The following is a 22,297-nucleotide window of genomic DNA, read 5'->3' on the forward strand; positions in this document are numbered from 1 at the left end:
GCTGGACAATGGCGCGGCGGTCAGAAAAGCGAACAATTCGTCGAAGCGCGGGCCTTGCATCGTCACTCCAGATGAGTTAACTCGACGATGCGTAAGACTTCGACAACGCGACTTGGTTCACCCAACGGTCGCGAACACAGCCAAAAAAAACAGCCGCCCGAAGGCGGCTGCTCCAAGACTGAAACACCAGCTTACTTCGCCGCCGTCCCACCCAGGTTCTTCTTGAAGAACCCTTCGATCATCCCATACACGTGACGCTGGCTGACGCGTCCCGAGATGCCGTGCTTGGCGCCCGGATAGGTCATCAGGTCGAACTGCACGTTACGCTTCACCAGCTCGTCGATCAGGCGCGTGGTGTTGGTGAACAGCACGTTGTCGTCGGCCATGCCGTGCACCAGCAGCAGCGGCGACTTCAGGCCGTCCAGGTGCGCGAACACGCCGCTGCGCTTGTAGGCTTCCGGGTCCGATTTCGGCGTGCCGCCGACGAACTGCTCGGTGTAGTGGGTGTCGTACAGCGCCCAGTCGGTCACCGGCGCCACCGACACGCCCATCGCGATCTTGTCCGACGCCGCGGCCAGCAGGCGCAGGGTCATGAAGCCGCCGTAGCTCCAGCCGAACACGCCGACGCGCTTCGAATCGACGAAGCTCTGCTGCGACAGCCACTCGATGCCGGTCAGCTGGTCTTCGACCTCGACCCTGCCCAGGTTGTTGTACAGGGCGTCGGTGAAGACGCGCTCGCGGCGGCTCGAGCCGCGGTTGTCCAGGGTGAACACCACGAAGCCCTGCTGCGCCATGTACTGGTTGAAGTAGCTGCCCCAGCCGCGGGTGACGCGCTGCGAGTGCGGGCCGCCGTAGGTGAACAGGAACACCGGGTAACGCTTGGTGGCGTCGAAGTTGGCCGGCTTGATCATCGAGTAGTACAGGGTCTGGCCATCCTTGGCCTTGATCGAGCCGAACTCGGTCGGCAGGTGATCCGGCAGGTACTTCGCGTACGGGTGGTTCGCGTTCAGCTCGTTCTTCTCGAGCCACTCGACCATGGTGCCGTCGGCGCGGCGGATCGACACCTGCGGCGGGGTCTGCGGGTTCGAGTAGGTATCGACGAAGATCTTGCCATTGCCTGCGAAGGCGGCGTCGTGCATGCCGTCGCCGCTGGTGATGCGCACCGGCTTGTCGGCATTCTTGCCGTCCAGGTTCAGCGCATAGGTCTGCTTGTCGATCACCGCATCCTTGTTCGATGCGATGTAGACCTTGCCGGCCGCTTCATCGACGGCCAGGATATTGTCCACGCCCCATTCGCCCTTCGACAGCGGGTACTGCAGCTTGCCGTCCATGCCGTATACGTACAGGTGGTTGCGGCCAGTGCGTTCCGACGCCCAGATGAAGGCTTTCTTGTTCTTCAGGAAGCGCAGGTCGTTGTGGATGCTGACCCAGGTCTTCGAGGTTTCCGACAGCAGCGGGCGCTGGGCCAGGGTGTCGACGTCGACGGCCACCAGGTCGAGGCGCTTCTGGTCGCGGGTCTGGCGCTGGTACACCAGGGTTTTCGCATCGGCGCTGAAGTCGGCGCGCACCAGGTAGATGTCCTTCTCGGCGCCGAGGTCGATCTTGCGCTGCTGGCCGGTGGCCGGGTTGACGACCATCAGCTCGATCAGCACGTTCGGGTCGCCGGCAGCCGGGTAGTGCTGGTCGATGACTTCGGTGCGGTCGGCGAAGATCTCGAAGCGGCGCACCACCGGCACCGGGGCTTCGTCGTAGCGGCGGTAGGCGATCGCGGAATCGTCCGGCGCCCAGTAGTAGCCGGTGTGCTGGTCCATCTCTTCCTGCGCGACGAATTCCGCCTCGCCATTGTGGATGGTGCCCTTGCCGTCGGTCGTCAGCTGGCGCTCGGCGCCGCTCTGCAGGTCGATCACGACCAGGTTCTGGTCGCGCACGAAGGAGACGTAGCGGCCCTTCGGCGAGATCTTCGGATCGGTCACATTGCCCGACGCCACCTTGCGCGGCGAATCCGGGGTGGCGACGTTGACCAGGTAGAGGTCGCCGCCGATCGGGACCAGCAGCTGCTTGCCGTCCGGCGACCAGTTATAGCTGATGATGCCCGACAGGCCGGCGGTACGCGCACGTTCGCGGCGCGCTTTTTCCTCGAGCGACAGTTCCTCGTTCGGCACCAGGCGCTTGGAATCGACAAGGCGCTGGGTGGCCTTGCTCTTCATATTGTATTCCCACAGGTCCAGCTGGTACTGGTTGTCGGCACGGCCGCGCAGGAAGGTGACGCGCTCGCCGTCCGGCGACACGCGCAGATTGCGCACGCCCGGGCCGGACAGGGAGGTGTCGCCGTAGATGCGGTCCAGCGTCAGGCGTTCGGCCGATGCGGGAGCGGCTGCCAGGGTGGCCGCGGCGGCGACCAGGAGGGACAGGAGAGGGCGCATGAATGTCTCTTGGTAAGTTAATTTATGACAACGGCGGAACGATACCAGAGTCGCGCCCGAAAAGCTGTAACTACGCCACCGCAACCTTCGCCGCGGCGCCTTCGCGGATGCGTTGACGGGCCAGCTTTTCGAACGACCAGGTCAAGAGCACCGCCGCCACCGTCAGCGCGATCACCAGCCCGATCCAGAAGCCGGTATTCGCCATCGGCGCACTTGGCGCCCATGGGAACCACTGCGGCGCCAGGCCGAGGATGCAGCCCAGCGGCAGCGACACGCCCCAGAACGCCACCAGCTGGATGATCATCGGCGGACGCGTCACCTGGTAGCCGCGGATCGCCGACGCGGTGGCCACCTGGGTCGCATCCGACAACTGGAACAGGGCCGCGAGCAGCAGCAGGTCGGCGCAGGCCGCCTGCACCGCCGGATCCGAGGTATAGGCGGCCGCGATCTGCCAGCGGAACAGGGCGATGCCGATGGCCGACAGGGCGCCGAAGGCGACGGAGACGCCGACCCCGACCCAGCCCACGAAGCGGGCGCGCACCGGATTGCCTTCGCCCATGGCCTGGCCGACCCGGGTCATCATGCCGATCGAAAAGCTCAGCGGCACCATGAATACCAGCGAAGCAAAGTTCAGCGCGATCTGGTGCGAGGACACGGCGACCACGCCGAAGCGCGCCACCAGCAGGCTGATCAGGCCAAAGGCGCTGACCTCGGCGAAATACGTGACGCCGATCGGCAGGCCGAGGCGCAGCATCTCTTTGATGGCCTTCCAGTCCGGGCCTTCCCAGCCGGTGAAAGGGTAGGTCAGGCGATAGGCCGGCGAGCGCCTGACCCACAGGATCATGGCGCCGAGCATCAGCCACATGCCCAGCGCGGTGGACACCGCGCAGCCGACCGCGCCCAGCATCGGGAAGCCCCAGTTGCCGTACACCAGCAGCCAGTTAGAAATGACATTGAACACCAGGCCGAAGATCGCGATCCACATGATCGGCTTGGTCTGGTTGATGCTGGTCGTGTAGCCGTACAGCGCGCGGTAGCAGGCGAAGGCCGGCATGCCGAGGCTGATCACGTGCAGGAAGAGGGAGGCGCGGTCGGCGACGTGCTTGTCCAGCCCGACATGGTCGAACAGCAAGGTGCACAGGTTGGCGAACACCATCGCCACCAGGCCCACCAGCAAGCCCTTCCACAGCGACTGGCGCACCGAATGCGGCACCTGGTCGTGGCGCGCCGCGCCGATCTCGTGCGCGACCACGGTGTTAATCGCCATCATCGTGCCCATCACCGTCACCAGCACGATCGACCACACCGAGGTGCCGAGCGAGACGGCGGCCAGTTCCTCGGCGCTGACATGGCCGGTCATCGCGACGTCGGCCACGCCCATGCCGACGGTCGCGAGCTGGCCCACCAGCATGGGCCAGGACAGGCGCCACAGGGTGAAGATTTCGGTGCGGACGGGTGAAGAGGCGACGGTGGTCATGAGGGGCAGGCGTGATACGGAAAGCCTGCCATTCTACCGCCTCATTGCTAAGGCCGCGTGGCGGACGTAGCGCCCGTGCACGCAGAAGAAGGCAGGTGTTTAGACGCGCACCAGCTCGACGCGGCGGTTTTTCGCCTTGCCCGCTTCGGTGCCGTTGTCGGCCAACGGCTGGTCCGGGCCCTTGCCGGCGGCGGTGAGGCGCTGCGCCGAGATGTTCTTCGCGGTGATCGCCTGCACCACCGACTCGGCGCGCGCCAGCGACAGCTTGCGGTTGTGGGCAGCGTCGCCGGTCGCATCGGTGTGGCCTTCGACGCGCAGTTTCAGCGCAGGTTCGCCCTGCATCAGTTTGACGACCTCGTCCACGGCCGGCAGGCTGTCCGGACGGATGACCTGGCTGTCGGTATCGAAGTTCAGGTACAGGGCGACGTGGCCGTCCTGCTTCAGTGCGCTCGAGAGCTTGGCGGCGGGCAGGGCTTGCACCTGCTGCTGCATCGCTTTTTCCTCGACGGTCAAGATGCGCACCTCGCCGTTCTTGAGGGAAAAGGTCAGCCAGATATTGGTGCTTGGCGTGCGGATGAGCCATTGCTCGAATCCAGGCACTTCGGGATCCTCCAAACTGTCCAGGCTATCGACTCCCATTTTCTTCAACATCGCGGATTCGTTTCCGCCATTGCGCTGGATGAACTGCTCGTCGCGGGGATCGACCTTGTCGACCCGCGTCGCGCCCAGTGCCTTCAAGGCCGCCTCGTAGTTGCGATGCGCCGCCAGCGCCGACCATTTCAAGCTGTACAGGTTGAAAATACGCTTCTGAACCTTGCCTTCGACCGGACGGAGCTCTTCGCCGGCGAGGACGAACACGCGATCGAACTCCACGTCTTTGGTGGTGGTCATATGCTCTTCCGGCAGACCGGTCGGCGTCGCCAGGTAAGGGAAGGGCGGCAAGGCCTTGTCGGTCACCGGCACCGATTGCAGGTCGAACTTCGCGCCCGGCGCTGCTGCAGTGGCAGGGGCTGCTGGTGCTGCAGGCGCCGTCGCTCCCGGCTCGGCCGGTGCCTGCGCGGTGCTGGCCGGAGCATCCTTGGCGGCATCCTGCGCCTCGTTCTGTTTGGACTTGCAGGCAGTCAGGCTGGCCGCGATCAAGAGGGGAAGGACGAGTGTCGATATGCGCTTCATGGCTCTGGTGTCGAATTGAAAACAAATGGGCGGGCCAGAATAGCAGAGTTCGTCGATATCGCGGGCCAACCATTGGGCTATCGCGCGAGATCATGCTCGTTGGATAGCCAGGGCGGATTCCACCTGCCACTGAGGCACTTGCTCATCGGTTTTTGAGCATAAACAAGGTCACCTTCGCAAAAGTGCACGACCTTACAGAGTCATGACAGGAGAACGCCATGGAAGAGCTGCTGCCGTACTACGAGCGCGAACTGGTCTACCTGAACACGGTCGGGCGCGAACTGGCCAGCCAGTATCCGCGCCTGGCGAACGAGCTGGGCATGGGCGCGGAGGGCAGCGAAGACCCGCACATCCGGCGCCTGATCCAGGCCTGCGCCCTGCTCAATGCGCGCACCGCCAAGAAGCTCGACGACGACTATCCCGAATTCACCGAGGCCCTGCTGGGCAGCCTGTACCCGACCTTCCTGCAGGGGATTCCGGCGTGCTCGGTGGTGCGCATCGCCGAGGGCGCGGCGCCAGGCGGCAGCCGCGCCGAGACGGTCCAGTCGCTCCCCCGCGGCACCGAGATGAGCGCGCTGCACGGCAAGGGCACGCCCTGCCGCTTCCGCACCGCAAGTCCGCTGAGCCTGGCGCCGGCGGGCGTGGTCCGGGCGCGCTACGAGCCGGTGGTGCACGCCCCCGCCAGCGTGCGCCTGCCGGCCCGCGCCACCGGGCAGATCGCGCTGACGATCGAGAGCGCCGCGCCGCTGCGCCTGCTGCACCAGCTCGGCATGCCGCGGGTACGCCTGTTCGTCGACGCCGATCCGCTGCTCTCGAGCGCCCTGATCGACACCCTGTTCCTGCACGTCGGCGCCAGTTATATGGAAGTGGGCGAAGGCGGACCCTGGCGCCAGTTCGACCGCATGCCGCTGGCGCTGGGCGGCTTCGGCGAGGACGACGCGCTGGTGCCGCTGCGGCCCGGCGAACACGCCGCCTACCGGCTGCTGAGCGAATACTTTGCCTTCCCCGACAAGTTCCACTTCCTCGACATCGACCTCGGTCCGCTGGCCCCCATGCTGCCCGCCGGCGCCCAGCGTTTCACCCTGCACCTGATCGTCAACGGCCTGCACGGCGACACCCGGTCGGCGCGCCTGCTCGGCACCCTGCACGCCGGCCACCTGGCGCCCGGCTGCGCCACCGTCGTCAACCTGTTTCACCAGGCCGCGACGCCGGTGCGCATCACCCACCGCAGCGCGATGTACGACGTGGTCCCGGGCCGCCATGAGGACGACGTCGAGGTCTACAGCATCGACGCGGTGCGGGTGCTGCGCACGGTGGAGGGGCGGGTGCAGTCGCTCGACTACCGGCCCTATTACGGACTGCGTCACGGCGAAGGCGGCGAGCTGCGCGAGCGCTACTGGTTCGCGCGCCGGGACGATCGCGCGGTGCAGCGCCACCGCATGAAGATCGGCTTCACCGAAGGCGGCCAGGGCGAAGCCGGCTTCGCCCTGCATGCCGACGAGCAGAGCGTGGCCTCGATCGAGCTGACCTGCACCAACGGCGCGCACGCGGGCTCGACTCCGGTCGGCGCGCCGGGCGGCGACCTGGTCAGCGAGACGGCGGCCGGCGGCCTGCTGCTGCGCCTGCTGCGCAAACCGACGCCGCCGCACCGCTTCCCCTCGTCCAGCGGCGCCCACTGGCGCCTGGTGGCGCAGCTGGCGCTGAACCACCGTTCGCTGGGCGACCTGGATGCGTTCCGCGAGGTGCTGACCCTGTACGACGTGGCGCGCTCGAGCGCGACGCAGCGCCAGATCGCCGGCGTCACGGCGCTCGAGACCCTGTCCTCGACCGCCTGGATGCGCAGCCCGATCGGGACCACGCTGGTGCATGGCGCCGAGGTCCGCATGACGGTCGACGAGGACGCCTTCGCCGGCGCCAGCCTGGTGGTGTTCGCGGAAGTGGTCAACCGCTTCTTCGGCCTTTACGTGCACGTGAACAGCTTCACCCGCCTGGTGCTGCGCTCGAGCCAGTCCGACAGGGAGCTGCTGCGATGCGCACCCCGCAACGGCAGCCTGACCCTGCTGTGATCGAGCGCCTGCTCGCGGAACCCTGGCGCTACGAACTGTTCCAGGCGATCCGCCTGCTGGCGCGCTGGCTGCGCCGCCAGCAGGGCGGGGAAAACGTCGATGCCGCGCTGCGCTTCGAGAGCGTGCTGTCGCTGGCCTTTCCATCCAGCGAGATCGACAGCGTGCAGATGGAAAGCGGCGCCGACGGCGCACCGCGCCTGCGCCTGCGCACCGCCGTCATGGGCCTGCTCGGCGTGAACGGCGCGCTGCCCCTGCACTACACCGAACGCATCGCGGCCTGGGAACATGCGACCGGCGACGCCGGCCCGCGCGCCTTCTACGACGCCCTCTCGCACCGGCAGGTCGCGCTGTTCTACCGCGCCTGGTGCAAGTACCGCGTGCGCGGCGGCCTGGATGAGGGCGGACGCGACCGTTTCCTGGCCCAGCTGGCGGCGCTCGGCGGCGCCCTCGGGCAGCAGGATGCCGGGCTGTCCTCCGAAAGCCTGGCCTATTTCGCGGCCCAGCTGCGCAGCCGCGTGGTGCCGGCCGGCCTGATCGCCGGCGTGCTCGGCGAGTACCTGCAGGCCCAGGTCCAGGTCGTCCAGTTCGCTGGACGCTGGGACGTGCTGCCGCTTGAAGAGCGCAACCGGCTGGGCGAACACAACTGCGAGGTCGGCGTCGTCGCCACCCTGGGCGAACGCCTGCCGCGGCCGGAACTCGGCATCCGCATCCGGGTGGGGCCGGTACCGGCGGACGTGTTCGAGCGCTTCCTGCCGGGGGCCCCCGGGGCCCGGGCGATCAGCGCGCTGCTGGGGCAGTTCGCGATCGAGATTCCCTACCGCGAACTGCAGGTGGTGCTGCGCCGCGAGGACGTGGCGGGCATCGCGCTCGACGGCGGCAAGCGCCTCGGCCTCGATGGGTTCCTGTGCACGCATCCACCTGCCCGCGACCGCGACGACGTCTGCTACCTGCTGCCCTGATTCCCGCCGCGCGCGCCGCGAGCCGCGCGACGCCGGCCGTGCGGGCGACCTACAATTGTCCCGACTGATGAACCGTTCGGACAGGAGGATATATGGGCGACGAAGTCGATCTCGTAAGTGAGCAAGATGTACTGGGAAAACGCGTGGCGGTCCTGATGACGGATGGCGTGGAGCAGGTCGAATACACCGGTCCGCGCACGTTCCTGGAAGGGAAGGGCGTGCGCGTCACCTTGATTTCGCCGAAGGCCGCGGGCGAGGACGTGCAGGGCATGAACCACGACCAGCCGGGCGACAAGTTCAAGGTGGAGCTGAGCCTGTCGCAGGCGCACGTGGCCGATTACGACGCGCTGCTGCTGCCGGGCGGCGAAGAGAACCCGAAGAAGCTGCGCCAGATTCCGGAAGCGATCGCCTTCATCAAGGCCTTCGACGAGGCCGACAAGCCGATCGCGGCGATCTGCCATGGACCGTGGCCGCTGATCGACGCGGGGATTGCGGAGTCGAAGCACCTGACGAGCTATCCGGCGATCAAGGACGACCTGGTGAATGCCGGGGCGGAATGGACGGATGATGAAGTCGTGGTGGACGGCAAGCTGGTCACCAGTCGCAAGCCGGAGGATATTCCGGCGTTCAATGATGCGCTGATGAAAGAGTTGATGGTGGTGCAGCAGGCGGGGGCGGATCCGGGGCCGACGTCGTAGCCCTGGCGCCGGGCAAGGCCGGGCACTAGCCCGGCCTCCTTGGGGTGCGGTCGACGATCATCCGCTTTTCGCGCAGAATTCATTGGCCTCGACAAGTAAATCCGCCTTCACACTTGCACCAGCTTTGAAGATGCCTCCGGCGCTCTGCTTGGTCAACAAATAGGCACCATTGCCGGTCGGGATAGGTCCACTCGAAGCACAGGCGGACAGGCAAGCAACCACAACACTCATCAAAATATCTTTTTCATTCTTCCCTCATTCGGCATCTAAAGGCGCGCCGTTTCGCGTGCGCATCATACGCGACTTCAAAGGCAAGATTCTCACCAAGCGTAACTGGCATCCTGTAGTTAGCTCGGCAAAGATGTGGTTTCCCTTAATGCCCATGCACCGCACGCCATGCCGCGTACTCCGAGGGCCGCAAGCCATAGCGCGCCAGCACGCCCTCATGCATCCGACGAAGCTCCTCGACGATCAGTGCCTGCACCTCCGTTTGCTGCGGCTCCGGAATGTGTTCCAGAACGGCCGACCGTATGCTCGATAGCGGATCCTGTGCCGGTTGCAGGATCACTTCGCGCAGGGTCTGCTTGATGAAGTCACGCCAGGCCAGCCGAAGGGGATCGGGTTCCGCCAGGTCCTGCTTGATCGCCAGGTATTCTTGCGTCGACCTTTCATACGCCCACACATACAGGTCGCGCAGGAGCTCGACGCGCGTCATTTCGTAGACCCCAAGCGTGGCGCGGCTGTAGGCCTGCGTCGGCACGTCCAGGAAAGTCAGTGGGCATAGGTTGGCGCGGACTAAGGGCAGATTCGCAGCCAGCCGGGAAGTACGCTTGTTGACGTCGGCAAACGGCTGCAAATAGGGCAGGTGCACCATCATGAAGAAGGATTGCTCGAACGGGTCGAGGATCTGCCCGGCTTTATCGAGCAAGGTGTTCAGTTCTTCCTCGATCTGTTGGGGAGTCGACAGGGGGCGATACACGCTTTTCCAGATATCGACGCCGTGTTGGCGGATCCGGCCTTCGTCTGCCGGATTGGGCAAGAGATTCTCTGCCAATGCGCTGTGCAGATTCATCACAAAGTAGCGGTTGAATTCCGCACTCGCGGCATTATCGACCAGGAGTTCGATTGCCGTTTTGTGATTCAGGATCATCTGGGTTTCGATGGCCGCCTTGCCGCGTGCGGCCTTGCCATGTTCGATCAGCTCACGCGTGTCGAGCCGCGAATAGGTATTGCCTTCGAGGTGACTGGACGCCCACGAGAGATCGATCAGCAAGCGGTTGATGATCGCGCGGCTGTAGGTGCCTGCGGGTGCAGCGATTTCCTCGGTCCTGCCCATCCGGTGCAATTGTCGGCGTAACGATGCAGACAGATACCAGGTTTCGTTCGGGCGGTAGGCCTCGAGGAAATCCGGCTGATAGCCTACCGGCCTGCGTGCTTCGGGAGCTTGGTCGATGTAGGCAAGAATGTCCTGGCTGTCTGCAGACAAGGGGATGAAGGCAGGAAATCTATCTTCGTCGGCAAGCTGCTCGGTGGCGCGAACCGAAGGCTCGATGGCAAGATACCGCCGGGCTCGGGCGTTGCCGCGTGCGCAGATTTTTCCTGTGTCCAGTAGTGCCGCGATCAGGCGCTGGGCAGTTCGCCGGGTAAGAACCGGATGTGCCACGAGAAGTTCGGACAGCGATATTCCCTCGGCAGAGGCTCGAATACTGTTCAGCAAGTCAGTCGTTGGGGACATGGATTGTGGCGCGATACGGTACGATGATGGCGCGATTATGGCGCAGCTTTGGCGCGACTGGCGCGATTTCTGCGAATATTTGGCGCGATTCTGGCGCGATTAGAGCGGAGAGGACAGAATCGCGCCATCCTGAGGCAGTTGCCAGTGAAATAGGCCTCAGACATCCCTGATAAACGCCAGAAATAAAAAAAGCCGCTGACGAATCAGCGGCTTTTTGGAAGAGGTTGGTGGAGGCGGCGGGAATCGAACCCGCGTCCGCAAGCACTCTACAGACAGTTCTACATACTTAGCACTATCAATTGATTTAACCTGGACAACGGGGATGTGCACCCTTTGGACAAGCGAGTCACCTATTATTTAGCAGTCGACCAAGTGACCCGGCCTACTGCGAGCCCCTGTAAATGAGTCCACGAACCTTGCGGCACACCCCAGGGGCGAGGTGTTGTGGACCTAGCAGCGATTAAGCTGCGAGTGCGTACGAGTTATCGTTTGCAGTTATTGATTTCTGGATGTATTTACGAGGTAACCAGTCCTCGGTATGCCCTGCGCTGCTTTGCAACCCACGTCGAAACCAGGTCGCCCCCAACGAAAGAAGCTTCATTGTACTCCAATTTGCCCCCATGTGCAGTCGGCGTACTGAAACCGGAAGCGGTGTCAAGCGGTCAAAGAATAGTCGCACAAGCTGTGAAAACTGCAATATCATGGCCCGGCTGTACGGTCTGCTTCACAATTTTCGACAAGGGAATGGGCATGGTCTGTATCGTTTGTGGAAACACCAAGATGGCCGGGCTCGCCGCATGGCACGCAACCTGCCCGGCCTGCCATTACGAGAGCGCGGACCTGTCCGTCGCCATCAACCACCACACCGGCCCCGAGGTCAACGAGGCCGAACGCGAAGCCGGCCTGAAGGCGCTGCGGCTCGAGAACTTCCGCGCCATCGTCCAGTTCGCCAAGCGGCAGGTGCGGCCCGGCGGGCGCAGCCTGCTCGACGTGGGCAGCGCCCATGGCTGGTTCCTGGAAACCGCGCGCGACGATTTCGACGTGCTCGGCGTCGAGCCCGATGCCGTGGTCGGTTCGCGCGCCGCCGCGCGCGGGCTGCCGGTGCGGGCCGGTTTCTTCCCCGACGTGCTGCGCGACGACGAGCGCTTCGACGTCATCGTCTTCAACGACGTCATCGAACACATCCCGGACATCCGCAGCGCGCTCGACGATTGCCGCCAGCGTCTCAACGACGAGGGCATCCTGATCCTCAACCTGCCCAGCAGCCGCGGTTTCTTCTACCGCCTGTCGAAGGTGATCGCCCGCTTCGGCTGGCGCACGCCTTTCGAGCGCCTGTGGCAGAAAGACCTGCCGTCGCCGCACGTGCATTACTTCAGTCCGGACAACCTGTCCAGGCTGGTGGCCGGGCGCGGCTTCGAATTGGTCGACAGCGCCGAGCTGCCGGCCCTGCGCGCCAAGGGCCTGCGCGAGCGCCTCAGCTGCGCCGGCAATGTGCCGCCGCTGTCGCTGTGGGTGCAGTACATCGCGATCATGTGCGCGATCCCCGTGCTGAAGATCTTCCCGAGCGACATCATCGTCTGCATCTTCCGAAAAAAAACCGCAGGCTGACGGCGCCTGCGGTTTTGTAAGGGAGAAAAGTGCTTAGCGGTTGCGATTGGCGATCTCGTTGCCGAGCATGCCGCCGCCGATGATGCCGGCGACCGTCGCCAGCTTCTTGCCGTTGCCGCCGCCGATCTGGTTGCCGATCAGGCCGCCGATCACGGCGCCGGTGCCGATGCCGACATAGTTCGGCTGGGCCTGAGCAGGGGCCGGTTGCGGGTAGTAGCGCGGCTCGGCCGGCTTGGCGTGCACCACGCGGGTCTTCTCGACCACTTTCACGACCGGTTTCTCACGGATGATTTCCTTGACCACCACCGGGGCCGGCTGCGGCGCCGGCTGGGCGTAGGCGACCGGCTGGGCAGCGGCCGGCAGCGCACCGGCGGCCAGCTGGGACGCCAGCTGCGGCGTCACCGGCGTGGCGGCCAGCGCGGCGGGCGCGACCGGAGCGGCGCCCTGCACGGCGGCTGCCGGCACCATCACGACCTGGCCTTGCGCATTCGTCATCGGCACCATGCCGGCGTACTGCGCGGCAGCGAGGGCGGCCTGGGATTCCGGAGCGCTCTTCGAGCTCGGCAGCAGGCCGGTGATGGCGGCGGCGCCGGTCAGGCTGACGATGACGACCGACGCGGCGGCTGCGGCCATCAGTGGGTGGATGCGGGTGGTGGTGCGTGCGGTGGTTTCCATGTTCTGCTCCGTAGGACGTTGGGTTGTCGTATGGGAGTAGATTAATGGCGAGCCCGGCGCAAGCCTAGACTCAAGGCTGTATCAGTCGTAATGAGATGTAAGCACGCGCCTCACGCCGCGCGTTCGGCCTCGCGCGCCGCGTCCACCACGCTGCGCAGGGTCTGCAGCAGGTCGGTCGGGGTGTCGAGCAGGTAGTCGGCGCCCCAGGTCGACGGTTCGATCGCGCCGCAGTAGCCCCAGTTGCAGGCGACGGTGACCATGCCCGCAGCCACGCCGGCTTCCACGTCGCGCTTGTCGTCGCCCACGTACCAGCAGTGGGTCGGATCGACGCCGAGGCGGCGCGCGCCTTCGAGCAGCGGGGCAGGGTGGGGTTTCGAATGCGGCGTGGTGTCGCCCGAGACGATGCAGCCGGCGTGCGACAGGCCGATCTGCGGAATCAAAGGGTCGGTGAAGCGCGCCGGCTTGTTGGTGACGATGCCCCAGGCCATGCCGGCCTCTTCGATGCCGAGCAGGAGTTCGGCCACGCCGCCGAACAGCGAGCTGTGCACGGCCATGGTTTCCTGGTAGCGGTCGAACCACTGCAGGCGCAATTCCTCGTAACCGTCGTCGCCCGGCCCCAGGCCGAAGGCGGCGCCGATCATGCCGCGCGCGCCGGCGGAGGCGGTAGGGCGCAGCACCGAATACGGGGTCGGCGGCAAGCCGCGTTCGGTGCGCAGCCAGTTGACGGCGGCGGCCAGGTCGGGCGCGGTGTCGGCCAGCGTGCCATCGAGGTCGAACAGGATGGCACGCGGTGCCGGCAGGACGGTCGGGAGGGTCATGGAGAAAGGTTCGAGCGGTACGTTAGAGCGGTTTGGTGCACGCCACCATGTAGTTCACATCGGTGTCGTTGTTGAGCGAGTAGATCTTGGTCAACGGATTGTAGGTCAGGCCTTTCAGGCCGTCGACCTGCAGGCCCGCCAGGCGCGCGAACTGCGCCAGTTCGGCCGGCGTGATGAACTTGGCGTAGTCGTGGGTCCCGCGCGGCAGCATGCGCAGGATGTACTCGGCGCCGATGACGGCGAACAGATAGGACTTCGGATTGCGGTTCAGGGTCGAGAAGAACACGTGGCCGCCCGGTTTCACCAGGGTGGCCGCGGCCTGCACGATCGCGGCCGGGTCCGGCACGTGCTCGAGCATTTCCATGCAGGTGACCACGTCGAACTGGCCCGGCTCGGCCGCCGCCATCTCTTCGGCCGCGATGTGCTTGTAGCGCACCTCAACGCCCGATTCCAGGCTGTGCAGGTCGGCCACCTTCAGGGCCTTCTTCGACAGGTCGATGCCGGTCACCTTGGCGCCCTTGCGCGCCATCGCCTCCGACAGCACGCCGCCGCCGCAGCCGATGTCGATCACGTTCTTGCCCAGCAGCGGGGCGCGCGCGTTGATCCACTCCAGGCGCAGCGGATTGATTTCGTGCAGCGGACGGAATTCGGACGTCGGGTCCCACCAGCGGTGGGCCAGTTCGCTGAATTTCTGGATTTCTAGGGGGTCTGCGTTGGTCGTCGTAGTCATAGCTTGGATAATACTGGAAATGGGTGGGCTCACGCAGTGCCGCACGGAAAATATGTATGGGGGTGTGGGAGCCAAACCTGGGCACCGGCCTGCGCCGGTGCGACGGTCTCCGCGCTAACAGCAAACTCAACCGTCGTCGTTCCGGCGAAGGCCGGAACCCAAGTTGCACGCACGCCGCTGCCGCAACGTCTCGCCACAAACGAAAAACCCCGCCGCAGCGGGGTCTTCCTCAAGCCATCCGCAAGGGATTACTTGTTGACGGTACGCGTACCCACGACTTCGATCTCCACGCGGCGGTTCTTCGCGCGGCCTGCCGAGGTCTTGTTGTCGGCTTCCGGCTGCTTCTCGCCCTTGCCTTCGGTGTAGATGCGGTTTTCTTCCACGCCCTTGCCCTTCAGGTAGGTCTTGACGGCTTCAGCGCGGCGGATCGACAGCTTCTGGTTGTAGGCATCGGTGCCGATCGAGTCGGTGTGGCCGACGGCGATGATGACTTCCAGGTTCATGTCGCCCAGCTTCGAGGTCAGGTCGTCGAGCGCTGCCTTGCCGGCCGGTTTCAGGACGGCCTTGTCGAAGTCGAAGAAGGCGTCGGCCGAGTAGGACACTTTTTCGGAGGTCGGAACCGGCGCCGGAGCAGGCGTCGGGGCCGGGGTTTCGGCGACAGGCGGGGCCGGCGGCGGAGGTGGCGGCGGCGGAGCGACGCACTTGCCGTTTTCCAGTTTCTCAGGTGCGACGCACAGCGGCGCATCGCAGCCCGGGACCGCGTCGGCCGGGGTCCAGTAGCCGGTGCGCCAGCACAGGCCGAAAGGATTGCGGGCAATCACGCCGCGGCTGTCCTGCACATAGGCGCTGTACGGGGTACGGGCCTGGATGTCGGTGGTCAGCGGTGCATACGGCGCATCGCTCTGGGCAAACGCATTGCCTGCGAACGCGGCCGAGGCTGCGAGCATGAGGGTTACCAGTTTATTCATGTTCTTTTTTCCTTTCGGGTAAATGCCTTGCGAAACTCAGCTGGGGCGTTATGGTCAAGAGAATAACACGCCTTGGGAAGGGGCTAGTTTCGCATTATGAAACAAACAATTAATTTCCTGTCCATTTTGCCACATGCACCAAAAACGCACGACTGCACCTAAATCAAACACAAGGCATATTTTTTTAACGTTGTTTTGTTGCAACGTTAGGTCAAGCGGACTAGGCCGGCATCGACAATGCTGGAATCGTCCGCACCGAAACGGGGCTCCGGGCAGGAATTGTGCTGCCACTAACTACCGCATGGTAGAATCATCCGTTGCAGTCAATAACCATTAGCCTGAAAGCAGTCGACCCGCACAATGGATCAATTTGCAAAAGAAACAGTTCCCATTTCCCTAGAAGAAGAAATGCGCAAGAGCTACCTCGATTACGCGATGAGCGTGATCGTGGGCCGTGCTCTGCCGGACGTGCGCGACGGCTTGAAGCCGGTGCACCGCCGCGTGCTGTACTCGATGCACGAAAGTAACTACGTCCACAACCGTCCGTACGTGAAGTGCGCGCGCGTGGTCGGCGACACCATGGGTAAGTACCACCCGCACGGCGACGCGTCGATCTACGACACCCTGGTCCGCATGGCCCAGGACTTCTCGCTGCGCTACACCCTGGTCGACGGCCAGGGCAACTTCGGCTCGATCGACGGCGACTCCGCCGCGGCAATGCGTTATACCGAGTGCCGCCTGGACAAGATTTCGCAGGAACTTCTGGCCGACATCGACAAGGACACCGTCGACTACCAGCCGAACTATGACGGCAAGGAAAAAGAGCCGACCGTCCTGCCGACCAAGATCCCGAACCTGCTGATCAACGGTTCCTCGGGCATCGCGGTGGGCATGGCCACCAACATCCCGCCGCACAATCTGTCGGAAGTCATCAACGGCGCCCAGCACCTGCTGAAGAACCCGGAGTGCACGATCGACGAACTGATCGAGCTGATCCCGGCGCCGGACTTCCCGACCGCCGGCATCATCTATGGCGTCTCGGGCGTGCGCGACGGTTATCGCACCGGCCGCGGCCGCGTGGTGATGCGCGCCAAGACCCACTTCGAGGAATACGGCAAGGACGGCGGCCGCGTCGCGATCATCGTCGACGAGCTGCCCTACCAGGTCAACAAGAAGTCCCTGCTCGAGCGTATCGCCGAGAACGTGCGCGACAAGAAGTTAGAGGGCATCAGCGACATCCGTGACGAGTCCGACAAGTCGGGCATGCGCGTGGTCATCGAACTGAAGCGCGGCGAAGTGCCCGAAGTGGTGCTGAACAATCTGTACAAGCAGACCCAGCTGCAAGACACCTTCGGCATGAACATGGTCGCGCTGGTCAATGGCCAGCCGAAGCTGCTGAACCTCAAGCAGATGCTCGAGTGCTTCCTCTCGCACCGCCGCGAAGTGGTCACCCGCCGCACCGTGTTCGAGCTGCGCAAGGCGCGCGAACGCGGCCACATGCTGGAAGGCCTGGCGGTCGCGCTGGCCAACATCGACGACTTCATCGCGATCATCAAGGCCGCGCCGACGCCGCCGATCGCGAAAACTGAACTGATGCAGCGCGCCTGGGATTCGTCCCTGGTGCGCGAAATGCTGAACCGTACCGAACTGGCCGGCGCCGGCGGCATCGAAGCCTTCCGTCCGGAGCACCTGCCGAAGCACTACGGTATGCAGCAGGATGGCCTGTACAAGCTGTCCGACGAGCAGGCCCAGGAAATCCTGCAGATGCGCCTGCAGCGCCTGACGGGCCTCGAGCAGGACAAGATCGTCAACGAGTACAAGGAAGTGATGGACCACATCGCCGACCTGCTCGACATCCTGTCCAAGCCGGAGCGCGTCACGACCATCATCAGCGACGAGATGGCGCAGATCAAGTCGGACTACACGGAAAACGGCAAGGACCAGCGCCGCTCGGCCATCGAGCACAACGCCAGCGACCTGGAAACCGAAGACCTGATCACCCCGCAGGACATGGTGGTCACCCTGTCGCACTCGGGCTACATGAAGTCGCAGCCGATCGCCGAATACCGCGCCCAGAAGCGCGGCGGCCGCGGCAAGCAGGCGATGGCGACCAAGGACGAGGACTGGATCGACCAGCTGTTCATCGCCAACACCCACGACTACATGCTGTGCTTCTCGAACCGCGGCCGCATGTACTGGCTGAAGGTGTGGGAAGTGCCGCAGGGCTCGCGCAACTCGCGCGGCAAACCGATCGTCAACATGTTCCCGCTGCAGGACGGCGAGAAGATCACCGTGATCCTGCCGCTGTCGGGCGAGAACCGGACCTTCCCGGAAGACCACTACGTGTTCATGGCGACCTCGCTCGGCACCGTCAAGAAGACGCCGCTGCGCGACTTCTCCAACCCGCGCAAGGCCGGCATCATCGCGGTCGACCTCGACGAGGGCGACGTGCTGGTGGGCGCCGCGCTGACCGACGGCCAGCACGACGTGATGCTGTTCTCGGACGGCGGCAAGGCGGTGCGCTTCGACGAGAACGACGTGCGTCCGATGGGCCGCACCGCGCGCGGCGTGCGCGGCATGAACCTGGAAGAGGGCCAGCAGGTCATCGCCCTGCTGGTGGCCGAGAACGAGCAGCAGTCGGTGCTCACGGCCACCGAGAACGGCTTCGGCAAGCGCACCCCGATCCTTGAATACACCCGCCACGGCCGCGGCACCAAGGGCATGATCGCGATCCAGACATCCGAGCGTAACGGCAAGGTGGTGGCCGCGACGCTGGTCGACACCACGGATGAGATCATGCTGATCACGACCGGCGGCGTGTTGATCCGCACCCGCGTGGCCGAGATCCGCGAGATGGGCCGCGCGACCCAGGGCGTGACCCTGATCGCGGTGGAGGACGGCACCAAGCTGTCCGGCCTGCAGCGCATCGTCGAGACCGATCTCGAAGAGGTCGAGCTCGAACAGGCGCCCGAATAAGACGCTCCCGACGGGCCGCGCTTGAGCGGCCCGTTTTTTTACCTGATCGACGACATCATGAAAAAATTTGTCCTGACCCTGGCAAGCGCCGCCGCTTTCGTGGCGGCGCCGGCCTTCGCCCAGACCGCGCCGAGCGCCAATCCGCAAGCCGTCGCCGCCACCAAGGCGATGCTCGATGCGATGGAAATCCGCAAGAACATGGTCGTCATGTATTCGGACATGCAGAAGTCGCTGCCGGCCATGATGCGCCAGCAGACCGGCGCCATGATCGAGGCCGACACCACGCTGAATGCCGCGCAGAAGAAGGACGCCATGGCCAAGTTCGAGGCCAAGCTGCCCGGCCTGGCCCAGGCGATCGGCAAGATCTTCAGCGACCCGGCCCTGATCGACGAGATGATCGACGAAATGGTGCCGCTGTACGCCAACAACTACACGGTCGACGAGATCAAGCAGCTGACCGCCTTCTACCAGAGCCCGGTCGGCCGCAAGATGATGACCCTGATGCCGAAGCTGGCCGGCGAAAGCATGGCGATCGGCCAGCGCATCATGAATCCGCGCATCGGCAAGCTGATGCAGGATGTGATGCAGGAAGTGCAGAAGCCCTGAGGAAGAAAGGACCGCATGACGAACCAGGTATATAACTTCTCGGCCGGCCCGGCCGTCCTCCCCAAGGAAGTGCTGCGGCAGGCGGCCGGCGAGATGCTGGACTGGCACGGCAGCGGCATGTCGGTCATGGAGATGAGCCACCGCGGTCCGGAATTCATCTCCATCTACAAGCAGGCCGAAGCCGACCTGCGCGAGCTGCTGGCGGTGCCGGGCAACTACAAGATCCTGTTCATGCAGGGCGGGGGACTCGGCGAGAACGCCATCATCCCGATGAACCTCGCAGGATGCTGCGCCCAGCCGGCGACGATCGACTTCATCCACACCGGTTCGTGGTCGGGCAAGTCGGCGAAGGAGGCGCGGCGCTACGCCCATGCGAACGTGGCGGCCAGCAGCGAAGCATCCGGCTTCACCGGCGTGCCGCCGCAGTCCTCCTGGAACCTGACTCCGGGCGCGGCCTACCTGCACATCTGCACCAACGAGACCATCGACGGCGTCGAGTACAACTTCGTGCCCGAGATCGATCCCAAGGTGCCGATTGTGGCCGACATGTCCTCGCACATCCTGTCGCGCCAGATTGATGTATCGAAGTACGGCGTGATCTTCGCCGGCGCCCAGAAGAACATCGGCCCGGCCGGCCTGACGCTGGTCATCGTGCGCGACGACCTCCTGGAAGACGCGCTGCCGATCTGCCCCTCGGCCTTCCACTTCAAGACCGTGGCTGAGCACGAGTCCATGTACAACACGCCGCCGACCTATGCGATCTATATCGCGGGGCTGGTGTTCGCCCACCTGAAGAAGCTGGGCGGGGTGGCGGCGATGGAAAAGATCAATATCGAAAAGGCGCGCCTGCTGTATGCCGCGCTGGATGCGGACGACTTCTACCAGAATCGCGTCTCGCATGAATTCCGCTCGCGCATGAACGTACCGTTCTTCCTGCGCGACGAATCCCTGAACGAACAATTCCTGGCCGGCGCGAAGGCGCGCGGGCTGCTGCAACTGAAGGGCCACAAGTCCGTCGGCGGCATGCGGGCATCGATCTACAACGCGATGCCGCTCGAGGGCGTACAGGCCCTCGTCGATTATTTGAACGAATTCGCAGGCCGTTGAACGTGTGGGCGGTCCGCCGCCCACACGTTCAAACCACGCATATTGGCCCGCGACCACGATAACGACCCCGAACGATGAACGACAAACTCCTCCCTCTGCGCGAACAGATCGACGCGATCGACGCGCAAATCCTCGACCTCCTGAGCCGGCGCGGCCAGATCGCCCAGCAGGTCGGCCACGTCAAAGCCGAAACCAACGCCCCGGTGTTCCGCCCCGAGCGCGAAGCGCAGGTGCTGCGCGGCGTCGCCGAACGCAACCCCGGCCCGCTCAAGGACCGCGACGTGCAGACGATCTTCCGCGAGATCATGTCGTCCTGCCGCGCGCTCGAAAAGCGCGTCACCGTCGCCTACCTCGGCCCGTCCGGCACCTTCAGCGAACAGGCCGTCTACCAGCAGTTCGGCAGCGCCATCGAGACCTTGCCCTGCGTCTCCATCGACGAAGTGTTCCGCGCCACCGAGGCCGGCACCGCCGACTTCAGCGTGGTCCCGGTCGAGAACTCGTCCGAGGGTGCGATCAACCGCACGCTCGACCTGCTGCTCGCTACCACCACCATCATCAGCGGCGAGATCTCGATCCCGGTCCACCACAGCCTGATGAGCAAGACCGGCAGCATGGAGGGCGTCACCGTCGTGTGCGCGCACTCGCAGGCGCTGGCGCAGTGCCAGGTCTGGCTCAACCAGCACCATCCCGGCATCGAACGCCGCGCGGTGGCCTCCAACGCGGAAGCCGCGATCCTGGCCAGCCAGGACCCGACGGTGGCCGCGATCGCCAGCGAGATGGCGGGCGAGCAGTACCAGCTCGGCGTGGTGCAGCCCCATATCCAGGACGACCCGCACAACCGCACCCGATTCGTCGTCATCGGCAGCCTGCAGACCGGGCCGTCGGGGCGCGACCGCACCGCGATCGTGCTGGCTGTGCCGAACAAGGCCGGCGCCGTCTACAACCTGCTGGCGCCGCTCGCCAAGCACGGCGTATCGATGACCCGCTTCGAGTCGCGCCCGGCGCGCATCGGCACCTGGGAGTACTACTTCTATGTCGACGTCGAAGGCCACGTGCACGACGCTTCGGTGGACCGCGCGCTTGCGGAACTGAAGGACAACGCCGCCTTCTTCAAGGTGCTCGGTTCCTACCCGCAGAGCCTCTGATTCCTTCACTTTTTTTCGAGTACATCCATGTCGCAATTCGGTCCAGATTACGTCCGCGCCATCGCCCCCTACCAGGCCGGCAAACCCATCGCTGAAGTCGCCCGCGAGTTCGGCTTAGACGAAGCCAAGATCGTCAAGCTCGCCTCCAACGAAAACCCCTTCGGCGTGCCGGAATCGAGCCGCGCCGCGATGGCGCAGGCAGCCGCCGACCTGGGGCGCTATCCGGATGCGAACGGCTTCGAGCTGAAGGCGGCCTTGTCGGCGCGCTACGACGTGCCGGCCGACTGGATCACGCTCGGCAACGGCAGCAACGACATCCTGGAGATCGCCGCCCACGCCTTCGTGCAGAAGGGTGAATCCGTGGTGTATGCGCAGTACTCGTTCGCCGTGTACGCGCTGGCGACCCAGGGCGTGGGCGGCCGCGCCATCGTGGTTCCGGCCAAGGATTACGGCCATGACCTCGACGCCATGGCGGCAGCAATTCAAAGCGACACGCGTCTGGTCTTCGTGGCCAATCCGAACAACCCGACCGGCACCTTCATTCCGGCCGCCGAGATCGAAGCCTTCCTGAAGAAGGTGCCGTCGAACGTGGTCGTGGTGCTGGACGAGGCCTACAACGAATACCTGGCGGCCGAGCACCAGTTCGAGTCGAGCACATGGGTCCGCACTTATCCCAACCTGATCGTCTCGCGCACCTTCTCCAAGGCCTACGGCCTGGCCGGCCTGCGCGTCGGCTTCGCGATCGCCCAGCCGGCCGTGACCGACCTGATGAACCGTATCCGCCAGCCGTTCAACGTGAACTCGCTGGCGCAGGCTGCCGCCATCGCCGCGCTGAACGACAAGGCCTTCCTGGAGAAGGGCGCGCAGAACAACGCCGAGGGTTACCAGCAGATGACCGCGGCCTTCGATGAACTGGGCCTGCAGTACGTGCCGTCGTTCGGCAACTTCGTGCTGGTCAAGGTCGGCGACGACGAGCAGGCCGGCGCGCGCGTGAACCTGGCGCTGCTCAAGCAAGGCGTGATCGTGCGCCCGGTCGGCAACTACGGCCTGCCGCAGTGGCTGCGCATCTCGATCGGCCTGCCGGAAGAGAATGCGACCTTCATCGAAGCCTTGAAGAAGGTCCTGGCTTGAAC

General features: G+C 64.7%; 17 protein-coding genes and 1 other RNA gene. 9 read left to right on the forward strand and 9 right to left on the reverse strand.

Annotation, left to right across the window (positions count from 1 at the left end):
- Nucleotides 1–191: 191 nt before the first annotated feature.
- The 3 genes from LQ564_RS20995 to LQ564_RS21005 all read right to left on the reverse strand — a co-directional run bounded on the left by LQ564_RS20995 (nucleotide 192) and on the right by LQ564_RS21005 (nucleotide 5,142).
- Nucleotides 192–2,423 (reverse strand): S9 family peptidase, encoded by a 2,232-nt coding sequence (locus LQ564_RS20995; RefSeq protein ID WP_231060062.1) that lies wholly within the window; start codon nucleotides 2,421–2,423, stop codon nucleotides 192–194.
- A gap of 70 nt (nucleotides 2,424–2,493) precedes the next feature.
- Nucleotides 2,494–3,900, reverse strand: a complete 1,407-nt coding sequence (locus tag LQ564_RS21000; RefSeq protein ID WP_231060063.1) for an MATE family efflux transporter — start codon at nucleotides 3,898–3,900, stop codon at nucleotides 2,494–2,496.
- Between the two features lie 99 nt (nucleotides 3,901–3,999).
- On the reverse strand, nucleotides 4,000–5,142 hold the full coding sequence (locus tag LQ564_RS21005) for an OmpA family protein (protein ID WP_231060064.1): 1,143 nt from the start codon (nucleotides 5,140–5,142) through the stop codon (nucleotides 4,000–4,002).
- Nucleotides 5,143–5,291: 149 nt separating this feature from the next.
- On the opposite strand from LQ564_RS21005, the gene tssF reads away from it, so the two are divergent.
- The 3 genes from tssF (at nucleotide 5,292) to LQ564_RS21020 (ending at nucleotide 8,796) form a co-directional block, all read left to right on the forward strand.
- A complete protein-coding gene (tssF, locus tag LQ564_RS21010) occupies nucleotides 5,292–7,139 on the forward strand; it encodes a type VI secretion system baseplate subunit TssF (protein WP_231060065.1) in 1,848 nt (615 codons plus the stop codon).
- A complete protein-coding gene (gene tssG, locus LQ564_RS21015) occupies nucleotides 7,103–8,098 on the forward strand; it encodes a type VI secretion system baseplate subunit TssG (protein WP_231060066.1) in 996 nt (331 codons plus the stop codon). The genes tssF and tssG overlap by 37 nt, the downstream gene beginning before the upstream one ends.
- Before the next feature lie 92 nt (nucleotides 8,099–8,190).
- Nucleotides 8,191–8,796 carry a type 1 glutamine amidotransferase domain-containing protein gene (locus LQ564_RS21020; RefSeq protein ID WP_231060067.1) on the forward strand — a complete coding sequence of 202 codons (606 nt, stop codon included), beginning with the start codon at nucleotides 8,191–8,193 and terminating at the stop codon, nucleotides 8,794–8,796.
- 373 nt (nucleotides 8,797–9,169) lie between these two features.
- Here LQ564_RS21020 and LQ564_RS21025 read toward each other — a convergent pair whose 3' ends face one another.
- Nucleotides 9,170–10,513: a Fic family protein gene (locus tag LQ564_RS21025; protein ID WP_443094014.1), complete on the reverse strand. Its 1,344-nt coding sequence runs from the start codon at nucleotides 10,511–10,513 to the stop codon at nucleotides 9,170–9,172.
- A 243-nt stretch (nucleotides 10,514–10,756) separates the two neighbouring features.
- Nucleotides 10,757–11,115: a transfer-messenger RNA gene (gene ssrA, locus LQ564_RS21030) on the reverse strand.
- A gap of 196 nt (nucleotides 11,116–11,311) precedes the next feature.
- Between ssrA and LQ564_RS21035 the strand changes: the two genes are divergently transcribed.
- Nucleotides 11,312–12,139, forward strand: coding sequence for a class I SAM-dependent methyltransferase (locus tag LQ564_RS21035; RefSeq protein ID WP_231060069.1), 828 nt, complete (start codon nucleotides 11,312–11,314; stop codon nucleotides 12,137–12,139).
- 33 nt (nucleotides 12,140–12,172) lie between these two features.
- Here the strand turns inward: LQ564_RS21035 and LQ564_RS21040 are convergent, their stop codons facing one another.
- The 4 genes from LQ564_RS21040 to ompA form a co-directional block, all read right to left on the reverse strand.
- The gene (locus LQ564_RS21040) at nucleotides 12,173–12,814 is read right to left on the reverse strand and encodes a glycine zipper 2TM domain-containing protein (RefSeq protein ID WP_231060245.1); all 642 of its coding nucleotides are present in this window, start codon (nucleotides 12,812–12,814) and stop codon (nucleotides 12,173–12,175) included.
- Between the two features lie 110 nt (nucleotides 12,815–12,924).
- Nucleotides 12,925–13,632, reverse strand: a complete 708-nt coding sequence (locus tag LQ564_RS21045; protein WP_231060070.1) for an HAD family hydrolase — start codon at nucleotides 13,630–13,632, stop codon at nucleotides 12,925–12,927.
- A gap of 22 nt (nucleotides 13,633–13,654) precedes the next feature.
- On the reverse strand, nucleotides 13,655–14,362 hold the full coding sequence (ubiG, locus tag LQ564_RS21050; RefSeq protein WP_231060071.1) for a bifunctional 2-polyprenyl-6-hydroxyphenol methylase/3-demethylubiquinol 3-O-methyltransferase UbiG: 708 nt from the start codon (nucleotides 14,360–14,362) through the stop codon (nucleotides 13,655–13,657).
- 248 nt (nucleotides 14,363–14,610) lie between these two features.
- Nucleotides 14,611–15,330 carry an outer membrane protein OmpA gene (gene ompA / locus LQ564_RS21055; RefSeq protein ID WP_231060072.1) on the reverse strand — a complete coding sequence of 240 codons (720 nt, stop codon included), beginning with the start codon at nucleotides 15,328–15,330 and terminating at the stop codon, nucleotides 14,611–14,613.
- A 360-nt stretch (nucleotides 15,331–15,690) separates the two neighbouring features.
- Here ompA and gyrA point away from each other — a divergent pair, with 360 nt between their 5' ends.
- The 5 genes from gyrA to hisC all read left to right on the forward strand — a co-directional run bounded on the left by gyrA (nucleotide 15,691) and on the right by hisC (nucleotide 22,295).
- A complete protein-coding gene (gene gyrA, locus LQ564_RS21060) occupies nucleotides 15,691–18,306 on the forward strand; it encodes a DNA gyrase subunit A (RefSeq protein WP_231060073.1) in 2,616 nt (871 codons plus the stop codon).
- 57 nt (nucleotides 18,307–18,363) lie between these two features.
- On the forward strand, nucleotides 18,364–18,912 hold the full coding sequence (locus tag LQ564_RS21065; protein WP_231060074.1) for a DUF2059 domain-containing protein: 549 nt from the start codon (nucleotides 18,364–18,366) through the stop codon (nucleotides 18,910–18,912).
- A gap of 15 nt (nucleotides 18,913–18,927) precedes the next feature.
- A complete protein-coding gene (gene serC / locus LQ564_RS21070) occupies nucleotides 18,928–20,019 on the forward strand; it encodes a 3-phosphoserine/phosphohydroxythreonine transaminase (RefSeq protein ID WP_231060075.1) in 1,092 nt (363 codons plus the stop codon).
- Nucleotides 20,020–20,093: 74 nt separating this feature from the next.
- Complete coding sequence (gene pheA, locus LQ564_RS21075; RefSeq protein WP_231060076.1) at nucleotides 20,094–21,164, forward strand: prephenate dehydratase; 1,071 nt, start codon at nucleotides 20,094–20,096, stop codon at nucleotides 21,162–21,164.
- Between the two features lie 27 nt (nucleotides 21,165–21,191).
- Nucleotides 21,192–22,295, forward strand: a complete 1,104-nt coding sequence (hisC, locus tag LQ564_RS21080; RefSeq protein WP_231060077.1) for a histidinol-phosphate transaminase — start codon at nucleotides 21,192–21,194, stop codon at nucleotides 22,293–22,295.
- Nucleotides 22,296–22,297 lie beyond the last annotated feature (2 nt).

The sequence above is a fragment of the Massilia phyllostachyos genome (genome assembly GCF_021044825.1).
Classification (GTDB): Bacteria; Pseudomonadota; Gammaproteobacteria; order Burkholderiales; family Burkholderiaceae_D; genus Telluria; species Telluria phyllostachyos.

Excerpts from the sequence above, each read along its gene's own strand:
- LQ564_RS20995 (WP_231060062.1), bottom strand. The coding sequence starts at position 2,423 with ATGCGCCCTCTCCTGTCCCTCCTGGTCGCCGCCGCGGCCACCCTGGCA.
- LQ564_RS21000 (WP_231060063.1), bottom strand. The coding sequence starts at position 3,900 with ATGACCACCGTCGCCTCTTCACCCGTCCGCACCGAAATCTTCACCCTG.
- tssF (WP_231060065.1), top strand. The coding sequence starts at position 5,292 with ATGGAAGAGCTGCTGCCGTACTACGAGCGCGAACTGGTCTACCTGAAC.
- tssG (WP_231060066.1), top strand. The coding sequence starts at position 7,103 with ATGCGCACCCCGCAACGGCAGCCTGACCCTGCTGTGATCGAGCGCCTG.
- LQ564_RS21020 (WP_231060067.1), top strand. The coding sequence starts at position 8,191 with ATGGGCGACGAAGTCGATCTCGTAAGTGAGCAAGATGTACTGGGAAAA.
- LQ564_RS21035 (WP_231060069.1), top strand. The coding sequence starts at position 11,312 with ATGGCCGGGCTCGCCGCATGGCACGCAACCTGCCCGGCCTGCCATTAC.
- LQ564_RS21040 (WP_231060245.1), bottom strand. The coding sequence starts at position 12,814 with ATGGAAACCACCGCACGCACCACCACCCGCATCCACCCACTGATGGCC.
- LQ564_RS21045 (WP_231060070.1), bottom strand. The coding sequence starts at position 13,632 with ATGACCCTCCCGACCGTCCTGCCGGCACCGCGTGCCATCCTGTTCGAC.
- ubiG (WP_231060071.1), bottom strand. The coding sequence starts at position 14,362 with ATGACTACGACGACCAACGCAGACCCCCTAGAAATCCAGAAATTCAGC.
- ompA (WP_231060072.1), bottom strand. The coding sequence starts at position 15,330 with ATGAATAAACTGGTAACCCTCATGCTCGCAGCCTCGGCCGCGTTCGCA.
- gyrA (WP_231060073.1), top strand. The coding sequence starts at position 15,691 with ATGGATCAATTTGCAAAAGAAACAGTTCCCATTTCCCTAGAAGAAGAA.
- LQ564_RS21065 (WP_231060074.1), top strand. The coding sequence starts at position 18,364 with ATGAAAAAATTTGTCCTGACCCTGGCAAGCGCCGCCGCTTTCGTGGCG.
- serC (WP_231060075.1), top strand. The coding sequence starts at position 18,928 with ATGACGAACCAGGTATATAACTTCTCGGCCGGCCCGGCCGTCCTCCCC.
- pheA (WP_231060076.1), top strand. The coding sequence starts at position 20,094 with ATGAACGACAAACTCCTCCCTCTGCGCGAACAGATCGACGCGATCGAC.
- hisC (WP_231060077.1), top strand. The coding sequence starts at position 21,192 with ATGTCGCAATTCGGTCCAGATTACGTCCGCGCCATCGCCCCCTACCAG.